Here is a 21,195-nt window from a genome sequence, read left to right on the forward strand (position 1 = left end):
GCCGCGAACGATCAGATGTCGCTGGAGAAGCGGATCGCGAACTCGGGGAGCACGACGCCCGGCCAGACCCGGCTGCCCGCGATCAGCTCGTTGCCCGAGCCGACCACGGCGCCGTCGCCGAGGACCACGTCCCGCAGGACCGCTCCGGCGTTGACCCTCGCCCCGATGCCGACCACCGAGTCGACCACGACCGCTCCCGAGTGCACGACGCAGTCGTCGCCGAGCACGCTGCCGCTGATCTGCGCCCCCGACTCCACGATCGCGCGGGCGCCGATCACGGAACCCCCGGAGACCTTGGCCTCCGGCGAGATCATGGCGCCGGGCAGGGCGAGGAAGTCACCGGTGGGCCCCGGCAGGGCGGGCGAGGCGAGCCGGCCGAGGACCAGGTCGCGGGAGCCCTTCACGAAGGCGGCGGGCGTGCCGACGTCGAGCCAGTAGGAGGCGTCGGCGAAACCGAGCACCAGGGCACCGGCCTCGATCAGGCCGGGGAAGGTCTCGCGCTCGACCGAGACGACCTCGCCCGCCGGGATCGTGTCGATCACCGAGCGGGTGAAGACGTAACACCCGGCGTTGATCCGGTTGGTGACCGGGTTGGGGGTCTTCTCCAGGAAGGCGGTCACCCGCCCGTCCTCGTCGGTCGGCACGCAGCCGAAACGCGAGGGGTCCTCCACCTCGGTCAGGTGCAGGGTGACGGCGGCCTTCCTCGCGACGTGCGTCGCGATCTGCTCGCCGATGTCGTGACCGGACAGGATGTCGCCGTTGAGGACCAGCACCGGGGCGTCAGGGCCGCAGGTCAGCGCCTCGGCCGCGTTGCGGATGGCCCCGCCCGTGCCGAGCGGGACCTCCTCGGTCATGTATTCGAGCGAGAGGCCGAACGCCTCGCCGTCCCCGAAGGCCTCGGAGAACATCTCCGCCCGGTAGGAGGTGGCGAACACGATGCGCCGCACGCCGAAGGCCCGCGCCCTGGCGAGCTGGTGGGCGAGGAAGGGAACCCCCGCCGTGGGCAGCAGGGGTTTCGGGGTGCCGAGCGTCATCGGACGCAGGCGCGTCCCTCGTCCACCGACAAGGAGAATCGCCTCTAGATCGGGCAAGGGGGTCTCCATCATTCCGCGAGGTTAGCTCACTACTCGGCCGCGCGCTGGTAGGAGAGCAGGTGCGCCTCGGCCGAGGCGTCCCAGGTGAACTCCTTGGCGCGGGCGATCCCGGCCACGGACAGCGCCTCCCTGCGCTCGGGCGACGAGAGCAGCGTGCGCAGCGCCTCGGCGATGCTCTCGGCGTCGGGCTCGGTGTAGGCGACCGCGTCGCCGCCCACCTCGGGCAGCGAGGTGCGGTGGGTGGTGAGCACCGGCGCGCCGCAGGCCATGGCCTCCAGCACCGGCAGCCCGAAACCCTCGCCCCGCGACGGGAACGCCGCGACCACCGCCCCGCCGAGGAAGCCGCACAGGTCGGCGAACGACAGGAAGCCGGGACGGAGCACCCGTACGGTCGAGGGGACCTCCTCCACCGCGGCGTCCACCTCGACGTCGCGGATGCCCCCGGCGAGCACCAGGGCGGGCGGGGCCGGGAGGTTCTCGACGGCCCGCACGAAGCCGCGGATCAGGTTTGGCACGTTCTTACGCGGCTCCAGCGGGCCGAGGAAGGCGACGTACGGGGTGCCGTGCAGGCCGAGCCGGTCGGAGGCGTGGGTGATCTCGCGCTCGGACGGCGGGTGGAACAGCGCCGGGTCGACACCGTGGTAGGCGACGTCGATGCGGGTCGGGTCGGCCGAGAGGATCCTGATCAGCTCGTCCCTGGTCGCCTTGGAGGGCACGATCACCCGGGCGGCGTGCCGGACCGCGGTGCGGGTCGCGGCGCGGAAGAACGCCGCCTTGACCGCGTCGTGCTGCAGCGGCTCGGTGAAGCAGGTGAGGTCGTGGACGGTCGCCACGGTCGGCAGGCCCGAGCTCAGCGGTATCGAGTAGTAGGGGGCGTGGATGACCTCGGCGCCGACCTGCCGGGCGAGGAACGGCAGGCCCGTCTGCTCCCACGTCAGGCGGGCGGCCCGGTTGGTGATCCCGTGAGGCCCCGGCACGATTCGGGCGGAGGGCGCCAGGCCGGCGTATCTGGCGGCGTCGGCGCGCTGGCAGACGACCGCGAGATCAGCGCCTGCCCTGTCAAGCGCGGCGACGAGTCCGTCGACGTACCTGATCAGCGCGCCGCGGTCGGCCGGAACCGCGGCCGCGTCGACGAGCACTCTCGGCGGCAAGAAGGATCGCTCCCCTCAAGATCCACAGCGGGACGACCGTCCCCTTCCTCTGTTTACTCTATTGCCAGAGTCTCGGAAACCGTGGGGGAAATCACACTGCTTTTCCCGAAGCGTGGTCCTTCCGGGACCCCTCGGCGCGGCGCGCCACCAGACCCGCGAGACCCGCGCAGAGGAGATCGCCGAGAACGATCACGATCCGGGAGCAGAGCGCCGCCGCGATGGCCGTTCCCTGGTCCAGGACCGGCGCCAGGACGGCCACCATCGCCACCTCGCGCACCCCCGCCCCCGCCGGGACGACGAACGTCATGATCCCCAGGCACCACGACAGCGCGAACGCGCCGATCGAGAACAGGACCGCCGGGAAACCGGAGGATCCGAGGTCGTGGACGATCGCCGCCAGGTGCAGCCCGTACGCGATCCAGCCGAGCAGTGCCCAGCCCAGCGCGGTGAGCATGCCCCCGCGGGTGAGCGGGCGCTCCAGCGGCTCGCGCTTGAGCTTCCGCAGACCGAACCCGAGGACCGCGTTGACCACCCTCGGCTCGAAGGCCACCGCGAGCACCGGGATCAGCAGGAACACCCAGGCGTACGGCGCCACCGACCCCGGCAGCGCCGCCAGCAGGGTCACCCCCGAGACCACCAGCCCGCTGCCGAGCTGCACCGGCAGCGTGAGGAAGAACGCCGCCGCGCTCCGGGAGCGGGGCACGCCCAGCTCCCGGCCCATCTCCATCTGGGCGATCACCGGCCACAGCGAGCCCGGGATGTACTTGCCCAGCTGGCCCACGAAGAAGACCTTCGCCCCCTCGCGCAGGGGCAGCGGCGAGCCCAGGTCGGCCAGCAGCGCCCGCCACGTCATCATCCCGCCGCACAGCGCGGCGAGCACCGCGACCAGCGACAGCGCGAGCGAGGTCCACGACAGCCGGGCGAACCCCGCGCGGATCTCGTCCCACTGGCCCACCACCACCCACGCGCCGAACCCGAGCGCGACGAGCAGGAAGGCGATCCGGACCACGCGCTTCAGGACGGACGTACCGGCTCCGGTGCCCGCGCTCACCGGAGACCCACGGGGGTCGCGGCGGCGTCGGTGGTCACGGCACGACCGGGTGAGGGGTCGCGAAAGGCCCGCGAAGAGCCCACGGAGGTCGTGGCACGGCCGGGTGAGGGGTCGCGGGAAGCCCGCGAAGAGCCCACGGAGGTCACGGCACGACCGGGTGAGAACTCGCGGGAGGCCCGCGAAGGGCTCACGGAGGTCGTGGCGCGGCCGGGTGAGAACGCGCGGGAAGCCCGTGCGGAGCCGCTCACAGGGGGCGTACCGGCTCTGGCGGCCGGGGCAGGGAGGGTCCGGCCGGGCGGCGGCCGCCCTTGGTCGCGACCCACAGGTAGGTGGGCACCACCGGCAGCAGGGCCCGCAGCACCGGGCGGGGCAGCCTCGACAGCACCCCGCCCGCCACCCGTCCCACCAGGCCGGGGAAGAGCTCGTTCCCGGCGAACGCGGCGGGGGTGGCGAGCACGGGGAAGGTGTAGTCCCACACCCGCAGGCCGCGCACCATCCTCCGCAGGCCCCGGCGGGTCCGGTAGCGCTCGTAGTAGCTGTCGGCCCGGCCGGAGAGCCGCACGTAGCGGTCGGCCAGCGCGGGCGGCAGGTAGGACAGGAACGGCAGCTTGTAGTGCGGCTCCATCACCCCGAGCCGGTTGCCCAGCCCCAGGTAGAGGACGCCGTCGTCGGAGAGCACCCGGCGCATCTCGGCCATGATCGCGTCCGGGTCGACCACGTGCTCGTAGATGTGGTTGAAGACCAGCACGTCGACCGAGCCGTCGGGGAAGGGCAGCGCGGTGCCGTCGGCGCACACGAACTCGACCCGCTCGCCGAACCTCTGGGACGCCTTGCGCAGGCCCGGCACGTCGATGTCGACGCCGAACGTGTGGCGCGCGCCCGCCGCGGCGAGCTCGTCGGCGATGAAGCCCGCCGAGCAGCCGATGTCGGCGACCGTCAGACCGGCGAGGACGTCCTTGTCCCTGCCGAGGAAGTGCCCGAGCACCGCGACGATCTTCGCGGCCTTCCTGCGGCGCTTCTCCTCGTCCAGCATCGCCGCCTGGAACTCGGAGTACTCAAGCTGCGCGACCCGCTCGGCGCTCATCACTCGCTCACCGTTCCTCTTCTTCCCTCCGCGTGACGCGGTCCGCCACCACTCCGCCACGCCGCCCAAGAGTACCGGTGGCCCGCCGCCCTACCGCCGGGTAAGGAGACAGCCGTACCCTGGGCGGATGCTCAGCCGACTGCGGTCAAGCCGCCTCCTCCGGGTGCTGCTCGCGCTGGTCGCGGTGGGTTTCCTCGGCTACGGCCTGGTCAGGAACCGTGACGAGACGGCGGCCGCGATCTCGCAGCTGTCGTGGTGGTCGCTCGCCGGGTCCTACCTCTCGGTGATGGCCGGGATCGGCGTCATGGCGCTGGCCTGGCGGACGGTGCTGGCCGGGATGGGCTCTCCGCTCCCCCTCGGGAGCGCCGCGAGGGTGTTCTTCGTCGGCCAGCTCGGCAAGTACGTGCCGGGCAGCGTCTGGGCGTACGCCGCGATGATGGAGCTCGGCCGCGACCACGACGTGCCGCCCCGGCGCATGTTCGGCTCCGTCTCCCTCGCCCTGCTGGTCTCCCTGGGCTGCGCCCTGCTCGTCGCGGCGGTGACCCTGCGCGAGACCCTGACCCGGGCGGCCCAGGCGTGGTACCTGCTGGCGCTGATCCCCGTCATCGCCGTCTGCCTGCACCCCGCGGTGCTCACCTTCGGGCTCAACCTGGCCCTGCGGATCGCCCGCCAGGAGCCCCTCGGCCAGGGACGGCTGCTCGGCGGCGGGGCCGTGCTCGCCGCGGTCGCCCTCACCGTCACCGGCTGGCTGGCGTACGGCCCCCACCTGCTGCTCCCGATGGCCGACCTGGGCGCCTCGGGCGCCTCCCTGTACCCGGTGGCGGTCGGCGCCTACGCGCTGGCCTGGGCGACGGGCATCGTCACGGTGATCGTCCCCGCCGGGATCGGCGTTCGCGAGGGGGCGCTGGTGCTCGCCCTCGCGCCGGTCCTCGACACCCCCAGGGCGCTGGTGGCCGCGGTGGTGTCGAGGGTGATGTTCACCCTGACCGACCTGAGCTGGGCCGGGATCGGCTTCCTGTGGGGACGCCTCTCCGGCCCCGCGGGTCGGCGCGATGAGACCGGCGTCTCGACGTAGGAGGTCCGGCGGGGCTCGGGGCCGACGGCCCTGACGTCAGCGCGAGGGGCCGGAGACCAGCGTCTCGACGTAGGAGGTCCAGTAGGGCTCGGGGTCGACGGCCTTCACCCCGGCGCGCAGCCGCTCGGGCTCGCCCGGCCGGTAGAACGCGGCCAGCGCGGCGCGCAGCCCCTCCACCGAGCCCGGCTCGACCAGCAGCCCGTCCACCCCGTCGGTGACGTGGTCGCCGAGCGTGCCCGCCCGGCTGGCGACGACCGGCACCCCGTGCTCGTGGCCGAGCCACACCTGCTGGCTCGCCGTCCCGCTCCGGTAGGGCAGGACGAGCGCGTCCACGTCCGCGAACAGCCCCGGGACGTCGGCCGAGGCGACGTACCCCGGCCGCAGCTCCACCCGCCCGTCCAGGCCCAGCTCGGTGATCAGCGCCCTGGTCGTCTTCTCCAGGTCGCCCCAGAACTCCCCGGCGACCCGCAGCGACACCCCCTCGGGCAGCGCGCGGAGCAGCAGGTCCAGCCCCTTGTACGGCCGGACGAGGCCGAAGAACAGCAGCCTGTCGTGCACGCCCTCCCCCGGGCCGCGCCGCTCGGTCCCCGACGGCAGGTGCGGCGCCATCTCGGCCACCCGCACGGGCGTGGCCGCCAGGTCGCGGGCCTTCTCCGCCTGCCCCTCGGAGTGGACGAGCACCGCGTCGACCCGGCGCAGCAGCGCCTTCATCAGCGGCGCGTCGTAGGGCTTGCGCTCGTGCGGCAGGACGTTGTGGCAGAGCGCCACGACCCGGGTCCGGCGGCGCAGGCCGTACAGGATGCCGAGGTAGGGGGGGACCTGCACCGGGCTGAGGACGGCGAGGACGACCAGGTCGGCGCTCCTGAGCCGCCTCCCGGCGCGGACCCAGCCGTCCGGGCGGCGCCAGTCGAGGTCGCGCAGGACGTGCGGGAACGGCTCGCCGTCGGGCGTGTCGGCGGTCTGCTTCCCCGGATACAGGAAGGCGGGGTACTGCGCCCGCCACGACTCGATCACCACGTCGTGCCCGGCGGCCCGCAGCCGGTGGGCGAGCTCGGTGGTGTGCGCGGCCCCGCCGCCCTTGTAGGGGTACGTCGGCCCGACGACGGCGATCCGCACTACTCGCTCCTGGAGCGCACGATGAGGTCGGCCAGCAGCGCCAGCGAGCCGATGAGCAGGCCGGACAGGAAGATCACGATGGTGTTGCTGGTCAGGTAGAACCCGTAGCGGACGATGTCGACGACGCCCTTGACCAGGCCGATGCCGACCAGCCAGAGCGCGGGCGGCATGAGGACCTTGAGCGGGTTGAAGTACATGACCATCCGCAGCACCTGCAGGATGTAGCGGTATGCGTCGGAGACGAAGCTGAACTTGGACTTGCCCGCCCGCTTGCTGTAGCCGATCGGCAGGTAGTAGACGTCGTGCTGGTTCGACAGGAACGACAGCGTGATCGTCGTGACGCAGGAGAAGCCGGGGGGCAGCAGCCTCAGATAGGGCTTGGCGACCGACTTGCGGAAGGCCCGCAGCCCGCTGTTGAGGTCGGGGATCTTCTGCCCGGCGAGCCGCTCGGCCACCTTGCGGATGAACCACTTGGCCGGGACCCGCAGGAACTTGTGCGAGCCCTCCTCGCTCGTCCGCGCGCCCACGACCTGGTCGATCGCCGGGTCCTTCTCCAGGATCTGGATGAGCTCGGGGATGCGCTCGTTGGGGTAGGTCATGTCGGCGTCGGTCCACACGACGATCTCGCCGTTCGCCTCCTGGGTGCCGATCCTGCGCACCGTGCCCGAGCCGCCGTTGCGGTGGAAGGCCCTGATCCGCATGTTCGGGAACCTGGGCGCGGCCTCCTGCAGCCTGGCCAGCGTCTCGTCGGTGGAGAAGTCGTCGACCGCCACGAGCTCGTAGGTGTATCCGCTGTGGTCCATCGCCTCGCAGATGCGCTCGACCTCGGCGATGACGTGGTCCTGCTCGTTGTAACACGGCAGGACGATGGTCACGTACGGCGTTGCGTCCACAGCTGATCCACTCTCGGGCTCTCGGGCATGCTCTCGACGGGCGAGGATACTCTGCCCGGCAGGCCCCCGAGCGCACATCGCCCCTTCGGGCACGGCCCGGCTTCCTCAGTCGACATCCGGAGGTCCGGCCTCGCCGACACCCGGCATGTCCTTCACCGCGTCGACGACCGTCCGCACGGCTCCCGGATCCGCGAGCTTGACGAAATAGCTCTCCGGCGCGGGGCTCGCCGCGAGGAAACCGATGAGGAGGGAGTCACGGCTCACCGCCAGATGCTCCAGGACCCGGCGAGCATGGGCGGCGTTCTCGAAATAGACGTGCTCGATCCCTTCGAGCGCCAGGAGTCTGGCCTCGACGGCCTTCTTCTCCTCCGCCGTCGCCGCTCCCCGGCCCGCGCAGGGGTCGGACTTCTCTTCCGTCCTGTCAGGCTCCGCGTCCTGGGGCGGGCACAGCATGATGGAAATGTCGGCCTTGCCCTCCCAGAAGTGGCGACCGAAGGCGGCGACGTTGGAAACGCCCGGCGTGCCGCCCATGATGGTTCCGAAGGACTCGAAGTCGGCTCGCCGGTGAAGCCTGCCCTTGAACGACTCGGGCAGGTCGTCGACGTCGAAGGCCGAAGCCGTCGCCCAGTCGTCGGCGAACTGGTTCACGAGGTTCGCCCATGCCGTCTCCTGGGATTCGAACGCCATTTCCGCCACCTCGGGCATCGCGCGCAGTCTCTCCTCGATCGACCGCCGCTGTTCCGGGGTGATCGCCTGCTTGCGGCACCGCTCGTAGACGTCGTCGTCCTTGCAGAGGAAGACGGTGAACGTCCCGCCCTCGGGCCAGGGGCCGTCCGGCGGCGGGAGCACCCGGGCGGAGTTCTGGTAGGCGTACCATCCCGCGGTGCCCGCCACGCCGAGCAGCAGGACGGCCATCACACCGGCCAGCAGGACACGTTGGATCCTGAGGCCTTTTCCGGCCGGGGCCTCCCGCTCAGGGTCCCCGAAGGAGAGCTCCTCGACTACGGGGATCTCGTTCCCGTTATCCGAACCGGCCGCCGGATCCGTCGCATTCACCCTGTCACCCACAGTGATAGCTCGATATTCAGCTCAATATCCTGACAGAAACGCCCCTTTTTCAATCATCAATAATGGATGTGCCAGGTCACGGCAGATGTACGGCCACGGGTTGCCGCCATCGTGTCCAGGATCGCCTCTGCATCCTCGATCTCATGTGTCCGTGTTCGCACGCGGGACGGTCATCCAGACGTCGGCGGCCAGGGACCAGGTGCCGTTGGGGGCGTCGACGAGGGAGCGGTCGTCCTGGCGGGTGCGGAGGTTCATGATGTGGACGGGGACGCCGTACCCGGAGAGCTGCCGGGACTCGGCGGCGAGCAGGACCGGGGTGCGTCCGGCGGCGCGGACGCGGGCGGCCAGCCGGGCGACGTCGGCGGACCTGGGGATGTCGGAGCGGTAGATCGTGAGCCGGGCGGCCGGGAGGCCGCAGACGCCCCGGACGACCTGGGTGAAGCGGGCGGCGGTGACGCGCTCGACGACGAGCACCGAGGCGCGGGCCGGGAGGGCCGCGCACATGTTCTCGACCGCGGCGAGCTCGCCGCGGTCGACCGGGCTGAACGCCGTCCCCCCCGAGGTGATCACCGGGGGGACGAGGAAGAGGACCGTACCGGCCGCGACGAGGCCCTTGCGCGCGCCCTGGCCGTACCCCGACCTCCTCACCCTGTCGCGCGTCCAGCGCAGGCCCCAGACGGCGAGCAGGATCAGGCCGGGGATGACGACGGGGACCAGCCGCCGGGCGGCCCACGGGTGGTCGGGGGTGATGCCGGGCCGGTAGAGCGTGGTGACCGTGGTCCAGCCGATGACGGCGAGCGGCAGCAGCCAGCCGGGAGCCGTCCCCCTGACCAGCCCGCGCGCGAGCAGGGCCGCGGCGAGGACGGCCAGGAGCGCCACGGGGAGCCCGACGTACCAGACCACCCAGTGCGCAGAGTTCTCGTAGTAGAGCCGGGAGCCGTCGAGCGGCAGGCGGTTGATCCGCTGGACGCCCTCGATGAACTGCGCGGTCACCTTGTCGTCCGGCGTGACGGGCCGCCGGACCACGGTCTCCAGCCACGGGCGGGCGGCGAAGGCCGCCGCGACCAGCGCGACCAGGCCGGCGGCGATCTCGGGCAGTCTCGGGACACCGGCCACCCGCCGCAGCGGGACCGCGAGCCACGGGGCGAGCGCCGCCGCCACCACGGTGAGGACCCCGACCGCGCCGCAGATCGCCAGCAGCGGGACGACCGAGTCCGAGAGATAGTCCAGGTACGGCCTGGACAGCAGGTAGGCGGCGGCGAGCCCCAGCCCGGCCCCCGCCACCAGCCCGCCGAGCAGCGGCACGCCCAGCCGCCCCCCGTCGCGGTTCCCCACCCGGCTCAGGGCGATGAGCAGCCCGGCGTAGACGAGCACGGGGAGCACATCGCGCAGCCCGTCGATCCTGACCAGGACGGCGAGCCCGAACACCAGCCCCGCCAGGGCGGCCCCCGCCCGCGCCGCTCCCTCGCCGGAACCGGAACCGGAACCCGAGCTGGAACCGGAGCCGGGGGCCGAACCGGAACCCGAGCCGGAGCCGGGGGCCGAATCGGAGCCAGGGGCCGAGCCGGAAGGCACGGGTGGCGAGGCACCACCGGCCCCCGAGCGGATCCTGGCCTCGGCGTCGTACAGCAGGGCGAGGCCGCCGAAGAGCAGGACCAGGGACGGGATCTCGCTGAAGGTCGTCCGCGAGGTGTAGAGGATCGGGAGGCAGACGGCGAAGGCCAGCGCGGCGAGGGGCGCCCAGCGGGCCCCGACGAGCCGGGCGACGACCCCCGCGAGGACCAGCACGGCCGCCGCCCCCAGCACCGGCGGCACCAGCAGCAGCCCCGCGACGTCACCCAGCCAGGCGCCCACCGCGTGGAGCATCGGCGCCCCCGGCATGAACTGCGGCACGACCGCGCCGCCGGAGGCGTAGAAGCCCACGCTGTCGAAGTGGAGCGCCGGGTCGGCGCCGCCGAACGCCTGCTCCTGGAAGGGGATCGGCAGCGAGCCGTGCCGGGCCAGCCAGACGCCGTACTGCGCGTAGGTGGCGGGGTCGCGGCGGACGATCAGCTGCTCGCCGTGGAGCAGGCCGTTGAAGATCCCGGAGCCCAGGGCGGCGGCGACCACCCCGGCGACCTGCCAGGCGGTCGCCTCGACGGTCTCCGGCAGGCGGCGCAGGCCGTACCGGCACAGCAGCGTGACGGCCGCCAGCCCCAGCGGGACCGCGGCGAGCGGCCGGAACCAGCCGAGCAGCAGCAGCGGCAGCCCGGCCAGCAGCCAGCCCGCCAGGACGAGCGCGGGCACGACGGAGACCACGGCGAGCACCCGGCCCGCCGAGGGCCTGCGCGTACGGTCCAGCCAGCCGGTGGTCATGATTCGAACCGAGCGTAGTGCCACTTCCGGCCCACACCCGGCACGCCGTGCCTGGACGGGTCCTGGTCCTGGTCCTGGTCCTGGTCCTGGCGGGTATGTGTCCCAGACGGGCATGGGTCCGGGCGGGACCGGGCTTGGGCGAGGACCGGACAGGCACGGGACCCGGCGAGACCGGTGCCGGGGGACGCGGCCGGGTCCGGGAACGGGACCGGGGCGTCGGCGGGGACGTGGACACGGGCCCCGGCGCGGGCGCGGGGGCAGGTGGAAGCCGGTAGCGTACGCGCAGCGTGCGAGGAGGGGGACGAGTGATCGGGTGGGTGCGGCGGTATCGCGGGTCTCGGGGCGACCGCGGATTTCCTGACCGCCGCGGGCTCCAGGACAACCGCGGGCTCCCGGGCGGTCGCGAACTCCAGGACAACCGCGAGCTCCGGAACGGTCGCGAACTCCAAGGCGACCGCGAACTCCAGGACGACCACGAGCTCCAGGACAACCGCGAGCTCCGGAACGGTCGCGAACTCCAAGGCGATCGCGAACTCCAGGACGACCACGAGCCCCAAGGCGACCGCACGCCCCAGGACGACCACGGGCTCCGGGACGACCGCAGGCTCCAAGGCGGTCGCGAGCCCCGGGGCAGCCGGTTCCGGAGGCGGCACCGGCTCATGGAGCACCGCTGGTTCCTGGTCGTGCTGGCCGCGGGGGTCGCGCTGCGGGTGATCACCATGCTCGGATACCGGCCCGCGCTCTGGTTCCCCGACTCCTACACCTACGTCGTCACCGCCCTGAAACCCCGGCCCGACCTGGTCCGTCCCGCCGGATACTCGATGTTCATGCGGCTGCTCGAACCGTTCCACGAGTTCGCCGTCGTCGCGCTGGCCCAGCACCTGCTCGGGCTGCTGGTCGGCGTGCTGGTCTATCTCACCGCGCGGCGCCTGGGGGCGCCCGGCTGGGCGGCCACGCTCGCGTCCGTGCCCTCCCTCCTGGACGCGTACCAGATCCAGCTGGAGCACCTGCTGGTCTCCGACACCCTGTTCGCGGTCCTGGTCATGTCGGCGGCCTGCCTGGCCGTGCGCGGCTCCGTCGGATGGCGTACGGCGTGCGGGATCGGCCTGCTGCTCGCGGCGGCGACGCTGACCAGGACCGTCGGGCTGCCGCTGGTGGCCCTCTTCGCGGCCTGGCTGATCTTCAGGGAGCGCGGCCGGGTGCTCGCGGCGGGGGTGATGCTCGCCGCGGCGACGGTGCCCATCCTCGGGTACGGGGCCTGGTTCCACGCGACGTACCAGCGGATCGGCATCGTGGGCGCGAACGGCGTCTTCCTGTACGGCAAGACGATGACCTTCGCCGACTGCGGCGTGATGCGCCCGCCGCCCGACCTGGCCGTGCTCTGCGACCCCCGCCCGGCGGCGCGGCGGCCTCCCGCGCAGGAGTACGTCTGGGCGCAGGACTCACCGCTGGTCAAACTGCCCGGCATCACCTTCACCAGGACGAACGACACGCTGGCCGGGCGGTTCGCGTCGCTGGCGATCCTGAGCCAGCCGCTGGACTATCTCGGCTCGGTCACCTCGGAGCTGGCCCGGTCGTTCACCGTGGGCCGCCCGGTCTACCCGGACCAGGAGATCTACGACTACTACCAGTTCCCCGCCACACCGCCGGCGCCGCCGGGGCGCTATCCGGCGACCGTGGGCGCCGAGGCCGCGAAGCGCTACGAACAGGGCCCGATCTCCACCCGGATCGTCGAACCGTACGCGGGCTGGATCCGTACCTATCAGGGAATCGCGGGACTGCCTGGCGCGGCGGTCCTGGTGATCCTGCTGCTACCGCCCGCGGCGGCGTGCGTCCGGCGCTTTCGCCCGGACTCCACGGCGTGGGCGCTGCCCTGGTCGGTGGCGGTGGTGCTGCTGGTGATGCCGGCGGCGGTGGCGGAGTTCGACTACCGGTACGTGCTGCCGGCCGTGCCCGCCGCCTGCCTCGCGGCGGCACTTGCCGTACGTAAACCTAATTTCAGTAACATTCCTACTAATGTCCGTATTTGAGTATGCTGGCCGCCGGATCCATCATGGCGGTGTCAGGGGGCGGTCTTGGCCAAGTTCGCATCATCACGACTCCTGGCGCGCACCTCGTGATCTACCCTTTGAGCTCGATGATCGAGCACGGGCACCGGACGACGCCGCCTAGCGGGAGGATCGCATGAGCGACCACCGGCAGGCGGCCGTCAGAGACCGCCGGAGCGAACCCGCCTCCCACGGCCGCCGGGGCGCGCGGCGCGCGGGAGGGGACGGCCCTCCCCCGGAGAGCCCGCCGAGAGACTTCCCGACGCAGCCCAAGGAGGCGGCCCCGAGGGGCAAGGGCCGCAAGCAGGGGCGGCTCACCGTCGGCGCCTGGGCCGGCATCGCGGCGACCGGCCTGCTGGTGCTCGGCACCCTGGGCGGATACGGGGTCTACCGCAACACGGTCGGCAACATCAGCGGCCTCAAGATCGACGACAAGCTCGGCGACAACCGGCCCGCGGCCGTCAAGGGCGCGCTCAACGTGCTGATCGTGGGTTCCGACACCCGCGAGGGCGACAACCTCAAGTACGGCCAGAAGATGGCCAACGCGGGCAAGCGCACCGACACGATCATCCTCATGCACATCGCCCCCGACCGCGACAAGGCGACGTTCGTCAGCTTCCCCCGCGACTCGGTGGTCGACATGCCCGCCTGCGAGTCCGAGACGGGCGCGCCGGTGGCGGCCCGCACCGAGATGATCAACGCCGCCTACAACGAGGGCGGCATCACCTGCACGATCACCACGATCGAGGCGCTCACCGACATCCGCATCGACCACTTCGTCGAGGTCGACTTCACCGGTTTCAAGAACATCGTGGACGCCCTCGGCGGCGTCAGGGTCTGCCTGACCAAACCGGTCGACGACAAGAAGGCCAAGCTCACCCTCACGGCGGGCTGGCACCTCCTGGCGGGCGAGGAGGCCCTGGGCTACGTCCGGCTGCGCGGCTACGGCGACGGCAGCGACATCGGCCGCATCAAGCGCCAGCAGGTCTTCCTCAGCCAGGTGGTGAAGAAGGCCACCAGCAGCGAGCTGCTGACCGACCCCGGCAAGATGCTGAACTTCATCAACACCGCCGCCAAGTCCGTCCGGATGGACGAGGAGCTGGCCAAGGACACCGGCACCCTGCTGCAGATCGGGCAGAGCGCCCAGAAGCTGACCGCGGGCGGCGTCAAGCTGATCACCGTCCCGTGGGGGCCCCACCCCGACGACCCCAACCGGGTCGCCTGGGTGCAGCCGTACGCGAACCAGCTGTTCGCCGCGATCAAGAGCGACACCGAGGTCACCCCGCCCCCGGACCCCAAGGCCAAGCCCGCCGTCAAGCGCGAGCAGGTCAGGGTCCAGGTGTTCAACGGCACGGACACCCCGAACAGGGCCAGGGAGGTCGCCGCCGAGCTGGCCGACCAGGGCTTCGTGGTCACCCACGTCGGCAACGCCCGCCCGGCGACCGGCAACGTGCCCACCACCACGATCCGCTACGCCAAGAAGGACACCGCCGACGGCGTCTCGTACGGCGACGCGCTGGCCGCCAGGCTCTCCGGCGACAAGCGCGCCGCGGTCGCGGGCAAGGTCAAGCCGGTCACCACCGAGAAGTACGTCCCGTCCGTGGCGCCCCCGCCCACCCCGGGGGGCAAGGCCCCGACCGGGCCGGTCGTCCAGCTGGTCATCGGCGCCGACTGGCCGGGCGTCCGCGCCCTCCCGAAGATCCCCGACGCCCTCACGGACAAGGTCGTCGACAGCAAGACCAACCCCTGCACCTGACGGCCGGGCGGAGTCCGACCGTACGGACGGAGAGGACGGCGAAGGTGACGGCGACAGCTGAACCTGGCGAGCCGGACACCATGCCCGGGTGACGGGAAGCCCTCGCCAGGGGAAGCCACGGGAAGCCCCGGACCCAGCCGGTTGAACCCGGCGAACCGGACACCATGCCCGGGTGACAGGAAGCCCTCGCCCGGAGAAGCGACGGGAAGCGACGGGAATCAGCGGGAAGCGGCCGGAACCAGCCGGTTGAACCCGGCGAACCGGGCACCGTGCCCGGGTGACGGGAAGCCCCCGCAGGGAGAGGTGCCGGGAACCGGCCGTTCACGGGATTGTGGACAGTCACGATTACCCGAGAACCGCCCGAATCGAAGTGCGCGCGTGCGACAGAGGGCGCACAGTCGGTTTAGGGTTGTTCAAGGCGGCGAGGCGAACGCCTGCCCGCACTCCCGGCCCCTCCACCCGGGCGCCCCGCCGATCTGCCCGACTACTCCCCGGTCTCCGACAGATAGCTGAGCCTTCCCCTCGTGAGCGACATCCGATCCTTCCAGGTGCCGGCCCCCCAGGACGACGGCGGCTCCGACCCCGGCTCCGGTGGGTCCACCGGCGGGCAGGGCCGGAGATCCGCCCCGTGGCCCACGCCCGGCCAGACGCAGGCGCCCGGCGGGTCCCAGCCCTCGTGGCCCGAGCCGCCGGGTGCGGGTCCGGCCACCTCCGGCAGGGCGTCCCGGCGCGACGCCGGGGACGGCTGGGAGGAGAGTCCCGGCGAGGTCACCGAATGGGGAGGCTATCCCGCGTACCGCGAGCCCCACACCGGTGGCCCTCACGGCTCCCACGACCCGCTCGACCTGTCCAAGCCCCTGGAGGCCGAGCCGGTCCCCCAGGAGCCCTCGTGGATCCGCGAGGAGCCCACCTGGTCCCAGGAAGGGCCGGCGTGGGCGCAGGAATCGTCCTGGGCGCAGGCGTCGTGGGCCCAGGAGGATCCCCCGGCGCCGCCGCGCGCACGGGAGGGCACCCCTCCCCCGATCCCGCCGCGCGCACGGGAGGGCTCCTCCCCTTCGGCGTCGCCGCGCGCACGGGAGGACTCCCCCTCGTCCCTGCCGTCGTGGGCGCAGGACGGCCCCACTCCCCCGCAGGGCGCCCCCCAGGCGCCGATCCCCCGGCCCGACTGGGCCCCGCCGCCCACGCCGCCGCGCGTCCCCCAGCCGGGAGCCCCGCTGGGAGGAGCCGCGCCGGGAGGGCGCCCTCAGACCCCCGGCCAGGCCCCCCGCCAGGCTCACGGCCAGATGCCCGCCCCGGCGCAGCCCGGCGTCCCCGGAGACTCCCAGCTGCCCGGACGGCCACGGCTGCCCGGCGAGCCCCAGGCTCCCGTACGGTTCCCGGACCCGGCACGGCCGCCGTCCCCCCCGCGCCCCCGGCAGGAGCCCCGGCCGGCCGGTGAGCGTCCCTTCTCCTACTGGGAGAGGGAGAGGAGCAACCGGGAGAGCGAGCCCTCGTTCTGGAGCCAGGGCCCGCAGGCCGAGCAGGAGCTGCGGGCGGAGCGCGAGCGCGAGCCGGTCGTCGAGGAGGAGACCCCGGCCCCTCCGGCCAGGAAGAAGCGCGAGCCCTACCTCGACAACGTGAAGTTCGTCCTGATCGCCCTGGTGGTGACGGGCCACTCGCTGGTCCCCACCCTCAAGGCGCACTCGGCGGAGTCCGCGTACCTGTTCATCTACATGTTCCACATGCCGGCGTTCGTGCTGATCAGCGGCTATCTGGGGCGCAACTTCTGGAACTCCAACGCGAAGATCAACAAGCTGGTCGACACCCTGCTGATCCCGTACGTGGTCGTGGAGATCGGCTACGCGCTGCTCCGCTACGGGCTTGGCCAGAAGTGGACGCTGACGATAATTGATCCGGCCTGGCTTAACTGGTATCTGCTGGCCCTGGTCCTCTGGCGGATCTCCACGCCCATCTGGACGCGGATGCGGCAGCCGCTGCTGGTCGCGGTGGTCATCTACATGGCCGCGGGCTTCTCGGAGATCTCCGGCGACTTCAGCATCGACCGCTTCTTCGGCCTGCTGCCGTTCTACGTGCTCGGCCTGCTGCTCAAGCCGGAGCACTTCGACCTGCTCAAGCCCCTCTGGGTCAAGATCACCTCAGCGGTCGTCCTCGTCGGCGCCGCCGGGGTGGCGATCGTCATCGCGCCCCGCGTCCCGCTCGACCCGATCTACTTCCGCTACAGCTTCAAGGCCATGGACATGTCCTGGTGGCTGGGCTTCGGCGTGCGCGGCGCCGTGCTGGTCGCGGCGCTGGTCATGACGGTCGCGGTGCTCGCGCTGGTGCCCCGGGGCGAGACCTGGTTCTCCGACCTCGGCACCCGCACCCTGTACGCCTACCTGCTCCACGGCGTCGTGGTGGTCATCGCCAAGGACCAGGGCTGGCTGAGCTTCCCCTGGCTGTACGGCCCGCTGGGCGTGGCGGCGATCGCGTGCAGCTCGCTCGCCCTCGCCATCGTGCTGTGCCTGCCGGAGACCCGCAGGCTCTTCAAGTGGATGCTCGAACCCCGCCTGGTATGGCTCTACCGCCGGCCCTCCCCTCCCGCCGGCACCATCGCCGCTACCACCCCATCGGCCGACGCCACGCCCGCCGCCAGGGAGAGTTCAGCGTCAGTTACCCGGTAATTAACCCCACACATCCGGTGATGACGGAACGAACACTCAGCATCGGGATATGCGGGTATGCGTCGTGACAATCGCTCATCACCCAGAGGACGCCCGGATCATGCATCGGCAGATCCGGTCGCTCCTCGACGCCGGGCATGAGATCACCTATGTCGCCCCTTTCACCGACTGCAACGTCACCCCGGATCCCGGGATCCGGGCGATCGACGTGCCCCGGGCGACCGCCGGGCGCCGCAGGCGGTCGCTGAAGGCCGCCCGGGGAGCCCTCAAGCGCGGGGTGGAGGGCGCCGACCTGCTGGTCGTCCACGACATGGAGCTGCTGTTCCGCCTGCCCAGGAGCCGCCCCGTCACCGTCTGGGACGTGCGCGGGGACGTCGGGACCGCCTGGGGCGCGGCCCCCGGCCACCTGCGCCGGGCCCTGCCCGCGCTGGTACGCCGGGTCGAGGCCCGCGCGGAGCACCGCCTGCACCTGATCCTGGCCGAGGACTCCTACCGGGAGCGGTTCTCCGGCCCCCACCCGGTCGTGCCCAACGCCGCCTACGTGCCCTCGGCGCCGCCCGCGCGGCCCGGCCGGAACCGGGTGGTCCACGTCGGCCACCTCTCCGAGGCCGGAGGCGTGGCCGAGCTGGTGGAGACGGCCCGGCTGCTGCTCCCGCACGGCGTCAGGCTCGACCTGATCGGCTCCGCGGACGTCCGGATCAGGCCGATGCTGCGGGACGCGCAGCGGGAGGGCCTGCTCGACTGGTACGGCTACGTGCCCAACCGGCACGCGCTGCGGATGGCCGAGGGGGCGATCGCCGGACTGTCGCTCCCGCACGACGCGCCCGGCCCCCGGCCCGTACCGGCCAAGATCATCGACTACATGTCCCGGGGCGTCCCGGTGATCACCACCCCCCTGCCCGCGGCGGCGTCCGTCGTCGAGGGGATCGGGTGCGGCGTCGTCGTCCCCTTCCGGGACGCGCGGGCGACGGTACGCGCGGTGCTGGCGTTGCGGGACGACCCGGAAGGGACGGCCGCGATGGGCGCGCGCGGCCACGCCGAGGCCCTGGCCCACCACAACTGGCCGGACCACGCGGGCGCTTTCGTCGGATGGCTGGAGGAATGGGCGGGTAAACCAGTGACGTCGAGCCAGGAGATTGGTGTACTGGAGGCATGGCACGCCATCTGATCCAGGGGCGCGAGGTCACCATGCCGGTCCGCGTCCGCGACGTCATGGTCTGCAGCGCGTCCTACCTGGTCAGGGCGGACGCCGCGCGGGCGGTGATCGCCTATTCGCATCTGGACGTCGCCGAGGTGCTGCCCCGCAAGGCCCTGTGCACGCTGGTGTTCGCCGACTATCTCGACAGCGACCTCGACCGCTACCACGAGTTCGGCGTCGCCTTCCTGGCCAGGCCCCCGGGCTCGGGCCACGTTCCCGGCGGGGGGCTGCGCGCGAACCTGTCCGAGCTGCGCCGCACCGGCGCCGGGGTGTTCGTCCACTGGCTCCCGGTCGACCAGGGCTTCACCCTGGAGGCGGGCCGCGCCATCTGGGGCTTCCCCAAGGAGCTCGCCGACATCGACCTGCGCATGTCCTCCCCCTACAAGCGGTGCATCGTCCGCAAGGACGGCCGCCTGGTGCTGGACCTGCTGATCAAACCCGGCGTCCCGGTGCCGGGCACCGGCATGGTGACCGCCCTCGACGCCTACAGCCACCTGGACGGCGTCACCCGCCGCATCCCCTGGTCGCTGACCCCCCGGGGGATCCGCACGCGCCCCGGCGGCGCCCTCATCCGCCTGGGCAACCACCCGATCGCCAGGGAGCTGAGCGAGCTCGGCCTGCCCAAGCGCGCCCTCGCGACCAGCACGATCTCCCACCTGGCCATGACGTTCGGCGAGGCCAAGGAACCCTGACGGTCCCGGGAGCGTCCGGGAACCCCGCCAGCCGGAGACCTAGAACCCCGGGAACCCCGTCCGGCGAGTGAACCTCGCGCCGCCGTCCCCGCCCACCGGACGGGCACGCCCCTCCCACCGGACGAACTCCGCCGCCCTTCCGCGTCCCGGAAGGATCCGCGTACGGGATCAGCCGTCGAGCTCCAGGAGGGGCAGCTCGGCCCTCGTCGGCAGGCCCTGCCAGTCGCTGGGGCCCGACGAGGCGAAGGCCGCGAGCAGGCCGCCCCGGCGCAGCCGGTCGGCCGGGTGGAGACCCTCCAGCAGCGCGCTGAGATAGCCCGCGACGAAGGCGTCCCCGGAGCCGTTGGGGTCGACCACGGGCGTGGAGAGGCTGGCGGCGTCGTGGCGGACCCCGTCGACCCGCACGCTCGCGCCCCGGGCGCCACGGGTCACGATGACCTCGCGATCCCCGGTGAGCGCGGGCTTGACCAGGTCGAGCTCCGTCTGCCGGACGAACAGCACGTCGGCCGAGCAGGCGAGCACGCTGAGGATCTCCTCGGCCTCGCGCAGGTCGGGCCAGAGCTGGTCGTGGTAGTCGATCGCCACCGAGACCGCGACCCCGGCGGTCCGCGCGGCGCGTACGGCGGCGTGCATGGCGTCGCGCGCGCTCAGCGCGGCGGTGATCCCGCTGACGTGCAGGACGCGGGAGGCCGCGATCCGGTCCACCGGGACGTTGCCCTGGGCGAGCCTGACGCCGGTGCGGTAGTACGTGACCCTGGAGGCCTGGCCGAGCCTCGACTCCTTCAGGAGGATCCCGGTCGGGGCCCCCTCGTCCACCCGGGCGTCGGAGACGTCCACGCCCTCGCCGCGCAGCGCGGTGAGGATCCTCGCCCCCAGCTCGTCGCCGCCGACCTTGCCCAGCCAGCCCACCCGGTGGCCGAGCCTGGACAGCCCGACCGCGACGGTGAACTCGGCCCCGGCGACGTCCAGCCTGGCCTCGTGCTCGTGGCGGATCCGGCCGCTGGTGACGACGCCGAACGCCTCGCCGAGTGTGTAGACGTCCACTGCGGATCGGGGGTCAGACGATCGGCGGGCGGCCGAGGCGCAGCATCCGCCAGGCGGTGTTCCAGCCCATGGGACGGCGCTCGCCCGCGGGCTCGCGGAGCCCCTCGGTGAAGCCCTTGAACCAGGCGCGCAGCGCCGGCCTGGAGCGCTCGCGGAGCAGGGTCAGCACGATCCAGTTGAGGAGATAGAGCCCGGCGAGCACCCAGGGAAGGTTGCGGCGGGCCAGCCAGACCCGGTTGCGGGCGTTGAGGCGGTAGAAGTCGGTGTGCCGGGTCGGGGGGACCTGCGGGTGGTACATGACCGTCTGGGCGTCGTACTCGATGCGGTAGCCCTCGCCGAGGAGCCTCCACGCCAGGTCGGTCTCCTCGTGGGCGTAGAAGAAACGCTCGGGGAGGCCGCCGACCTGGAGGAAGGCCGAGCGGCGGATGGCGCACGCGCCGCCCAGGAAGGTGGTGACCGGGGAGGACCGCTCGGGGTCGCCCGCGCGCAGGCGGGGGACGTGGCGGCGCTGGCCGATGCCGCCCTCCGGGTCCTTCACCCTGAAGGAGACGACCGCGAGGTCGTGCTCGGTGGAGAAGCGCTCCCTCAGGTGGGAGACGAGCCCCGTGTCGGCGTACCAGCCGTCGTCGTCGAGGAAGAGGACGACGTCGCCCGAGCACTCCTCGACGCCGCGGTTGCGGCCCGCGGGGATGCCCGCGTTGTGGTTCAGCCGCACGCTCCTGATCGAGGCCGAGGACCCGGCGGGCACGGTGGCCGACAGCTCGGGAACGTCCGTGCCGTTGCCGACGATGACGACCTCGACGTCACCGTCGACCTGGTTCAGCGCGGACTCGACCGCCCGGTCCAGCTCGGGGACCCGGTTGCCCATGGTGAGGATGACGCACGAGATCTTCAACGGGTCATCGTCCTG

At 72.5% G+C, this 21,195-nt stretch carries 17 protein-coding genes; 6 read left to right on the top strand and 11 right to left on the bottom strand.

What is annotated here, in order from left to right; genetic code table 11:
* Nucleotides 1-11: 11 nt before the first annotated feature.
* From manB to ABT053_RS29090, 4 genes are all read right to left on the bottom strand, one after another.
* Entirely contained in the window at nt 12-1,106 is a 1,095-nt protein-coding gene (manB, locus tag ABT053_RS29075; RefSeq protein WP_350973113.1) for a mannose-1-phosphate guanylyltransferase, read from the bottom strand.
* Nucleotides 1,107-1,123: 17 nt separating this feature from the next.
* A complete protein-coding gene (locus ABT053_RS29080) occupies nt 1,124-2,245 on the bottom strand; it encodes a glycosyltransferase family 4 protein (protein WP_350973115.1) in 1,122 nt (373 codons plus the stop codon).
* 91 nt (nt 2,246-2,336) lie between these two features.
* Nucleotides 2,337-3,296, bottom strand: coding sequence for a lysylphosphatidylglycerol synthase transmembrane domain-containing protein (locus ABT053_RS29085; RefSeq protein ID WP_350973117.1), 960 nt, complete (start codon nt 3,294-3,296; stop codon nt 2,337-2,339).
* 244 nt (nt 3,297-3,540) lie between these two features.
* A complete protein-coding gene (locus ABT053_RS29090) occupies nt 3,541-4,380 on the bottom strand; it encodes a class I SAM-dependent methyltransferase (RefSeq protein ID WP_350973118.1) in 840 nt (279 codons plus the stop codon).
* 127 nt (nt 4,381-4,507) lie between these two features.
* On the opposite strand from ABT053_RS29090, the gene ABT053_RS29095 reads away from it, so the two are divergent.
* Nucleotides 4,508-5,455 carry a lysylphosphatidylglycerol synthase domain-containing protein gene (locus ABT053_RS29095; RefSeq protein ID WP_350973120.1) on the top strand — a complete coding sequence of 316 codons (948 nt, stop codon included), beginning with the start codon at nt 4,508-4,510 and terminating at the stop codon, nt 5,453-5,455.
* A 36-nt stretch (nt 5,456-5,491) separates the two neighbouring features.
* Here the strand turns inward: ABT053_RS29095 and ABT053_RS29100 are convergent, their stop codons facing one another.
* From ABT053_RS29100 to ABT053_RS29120, 5 genes are all read right to left on the bottom strand, one after another.
* The gene (locus ABT053_RS29100; protein WP_350973121.1) at nt 5,492-6,571 is read right to left on the bottom strand and encodes a glycosyltransferase family 4 protein; all 1,080 of its coding nucleotides are present in this window, start codon (nt 6,569-6,571) and stop codon (nt 5,492-5,494) included.
* Nucleotides 6,571-7,464, bottom strand: a complete 894-nt coding sequence (locus tag ABT053_RS29105; protein ID WP_350973122.1) for a glycosyltransferase family 2 protein — start codon at nt 7,462-7,464, stop codon at nt 6,571-6,573. The genes ABT053_RS29100 and ABT053_RS29105 overlap by 1 nt, the downstream gene beginning before the upstream one ends.
* A 105-nt stretch (nt 7,465-7,569) precedes the next feature.
* Nucleotides 7,570-8,520 carry a permease-like cell division protein FtsX gene (locus ABT053_RS29110; RefSeq protein ID WP_350973124.1) on the bottom strand — a complete coding sequence of 317 codons (951 nt, stop codon included), beginning with the start codon at nt 8,518-8,520 and terminating at the stop codon, nt 7,570-7,572.
* A gap of 153 nt (nt 8,521-8,673) precedes the next feature.
* Nucleotides 8,674-10,887: a hypothetical protein gene (locus tag ABT053_RS29115; RefSeq protein WP_350973126.1), complete on the bottom strand. Its 2,214-nt coding sequence runs from the start codon at nt 10,885-10,887 to the stop codon at nt 8,674-8,676.
* The gene (locus tag ABT053_RS29120) at nt 10,884-11,555 is read right to left on the bottom strand and encodes a hypothetical protein (protein WP_350973127.1); all 672 of its coding nucleotides are present in this window, start codon (nt 11,553-11,555) and stop codon (nt 10,884-10,886) included. The genes ABT053_RS29115 and ABT053_RS29120 overlap by 4 nt, the downstream gene beginning before the upstream one ends.
* On the opposite strand from ABT053_RS29120, the gene ABT053_RS29125 reads away from it, so the two are divergent.
* From ABT053_RS29125 to ABT053_RS29145, 5 genes are all read left to right on the top strand, one after another.
* Nucleotides 11,547-12,917, top strand: a complete 1,371-nt coding sequence (locus ABT053_RS29125; RefSeq protein WP_350973128.1) for a hypothetical protein — start codon at nt 11,547-11,549, stop codon at nt 12,915-12,917. The two genes, ABT053_RS29120 and ABT053_RS29125, sit on opposite strands and share 9 nt — an antisense overlap.
* Nucleotides 12,918-13,071: 154 nt before the next feature.
* Nucleotides 13,072-14,691, top strand: coding sequence for an LCP family protein (locus ABT053_RS29130; protein ID WP_350973130.1), 1,620 nt, complete (start codon nt 13,072-13,074; stop codon nt 14,689-14,691).
* A 524-nt stretch (nt 14,692-15,215) separates the two neighbouring features.
* Nucleotides 15,216-17,351 carry an acyltransferase family protein gene (locus ABT053_RS29135; protein WP_350973132.1) on the top strand — a complete coding sequence of 712 codons (2,136 nt, stop codon included), beginning with the start codon at nt 15,216-15,218 and terminating at the stop codon, nt 17,349-17,351.
* A 100-nt stretch (nt 17,352-17,451) separates the two neighbouring features.
* Nucleotides 17,452-18,519 carry a glycosyltransferase gene (locus ABT053_RS29140; RefSeq protein ID WP_350973134.1) on the top strand — a complete coding sequence of 356 codons (1,068 nt, stop codon included), beginning with the start codon at nt 17,452-17,454 and terminating at the stop codon, nt 18,517-18,519.
* Nucleotides 18,504-19,241, top strand: coding sequence for an acetoacetate decarboxylase family protein (locus tag ABT053_RS29145; RefSeq protein ID WP_350973135.1), 738 nt, complete (start codon nt 18,504-18,506; stop codon nt 19,239-19,241). Before ABT053_RS29140 ends, ABT053_RS29145 begins: the two co-directional genes overlap by 16 nt.
* A gap of 168 nt (nt 19,242-19,409) precedes the next feature.
* Here the strand turns inward: ABT053_RS29145 and ABT053_RS29150 are convergent, their stop codons facing one another.
* Both ABT053_RS29150 and ABT053_RS29155 read right to left on the bottom strand, forming a co-directional pair.
* Nucleotides 19,410-20,285 carry a sugar kinase gene (locus ABT053_RS29150; RefSeq protein WP_350973138.1) on the bottom strand — a complete coding sequence of 292 codons (876 nt, stop codon included), beginning with the start codon at nt 20,283-20,285 and terminating at the stop codon, nt 19,410-19,412.
* Nucleotides 20,286-20,298: 13 nt separating this feature from the next.
* Entirely contained in the window at nt 20,299-21,180 is an 882-nt protein-coding gene (locus tag ABT053_RS29155; protein ID WP_350973193.1) for a glycosyltransferase family 2 protein, read from the bottom strand.
* Between the last annotated feature and the right edge of the window lie 15 nt (nt 21,181-21,195).

It is taken from the genome of Streptosporangium sp. NPDC002524 (assembly GCF_040295985.1).
Lineage (GTDB): Bacteria > Actinomycetota > Actinomycetes > Streptosporangiales > Streptosporangiaceae > Streptosporangium.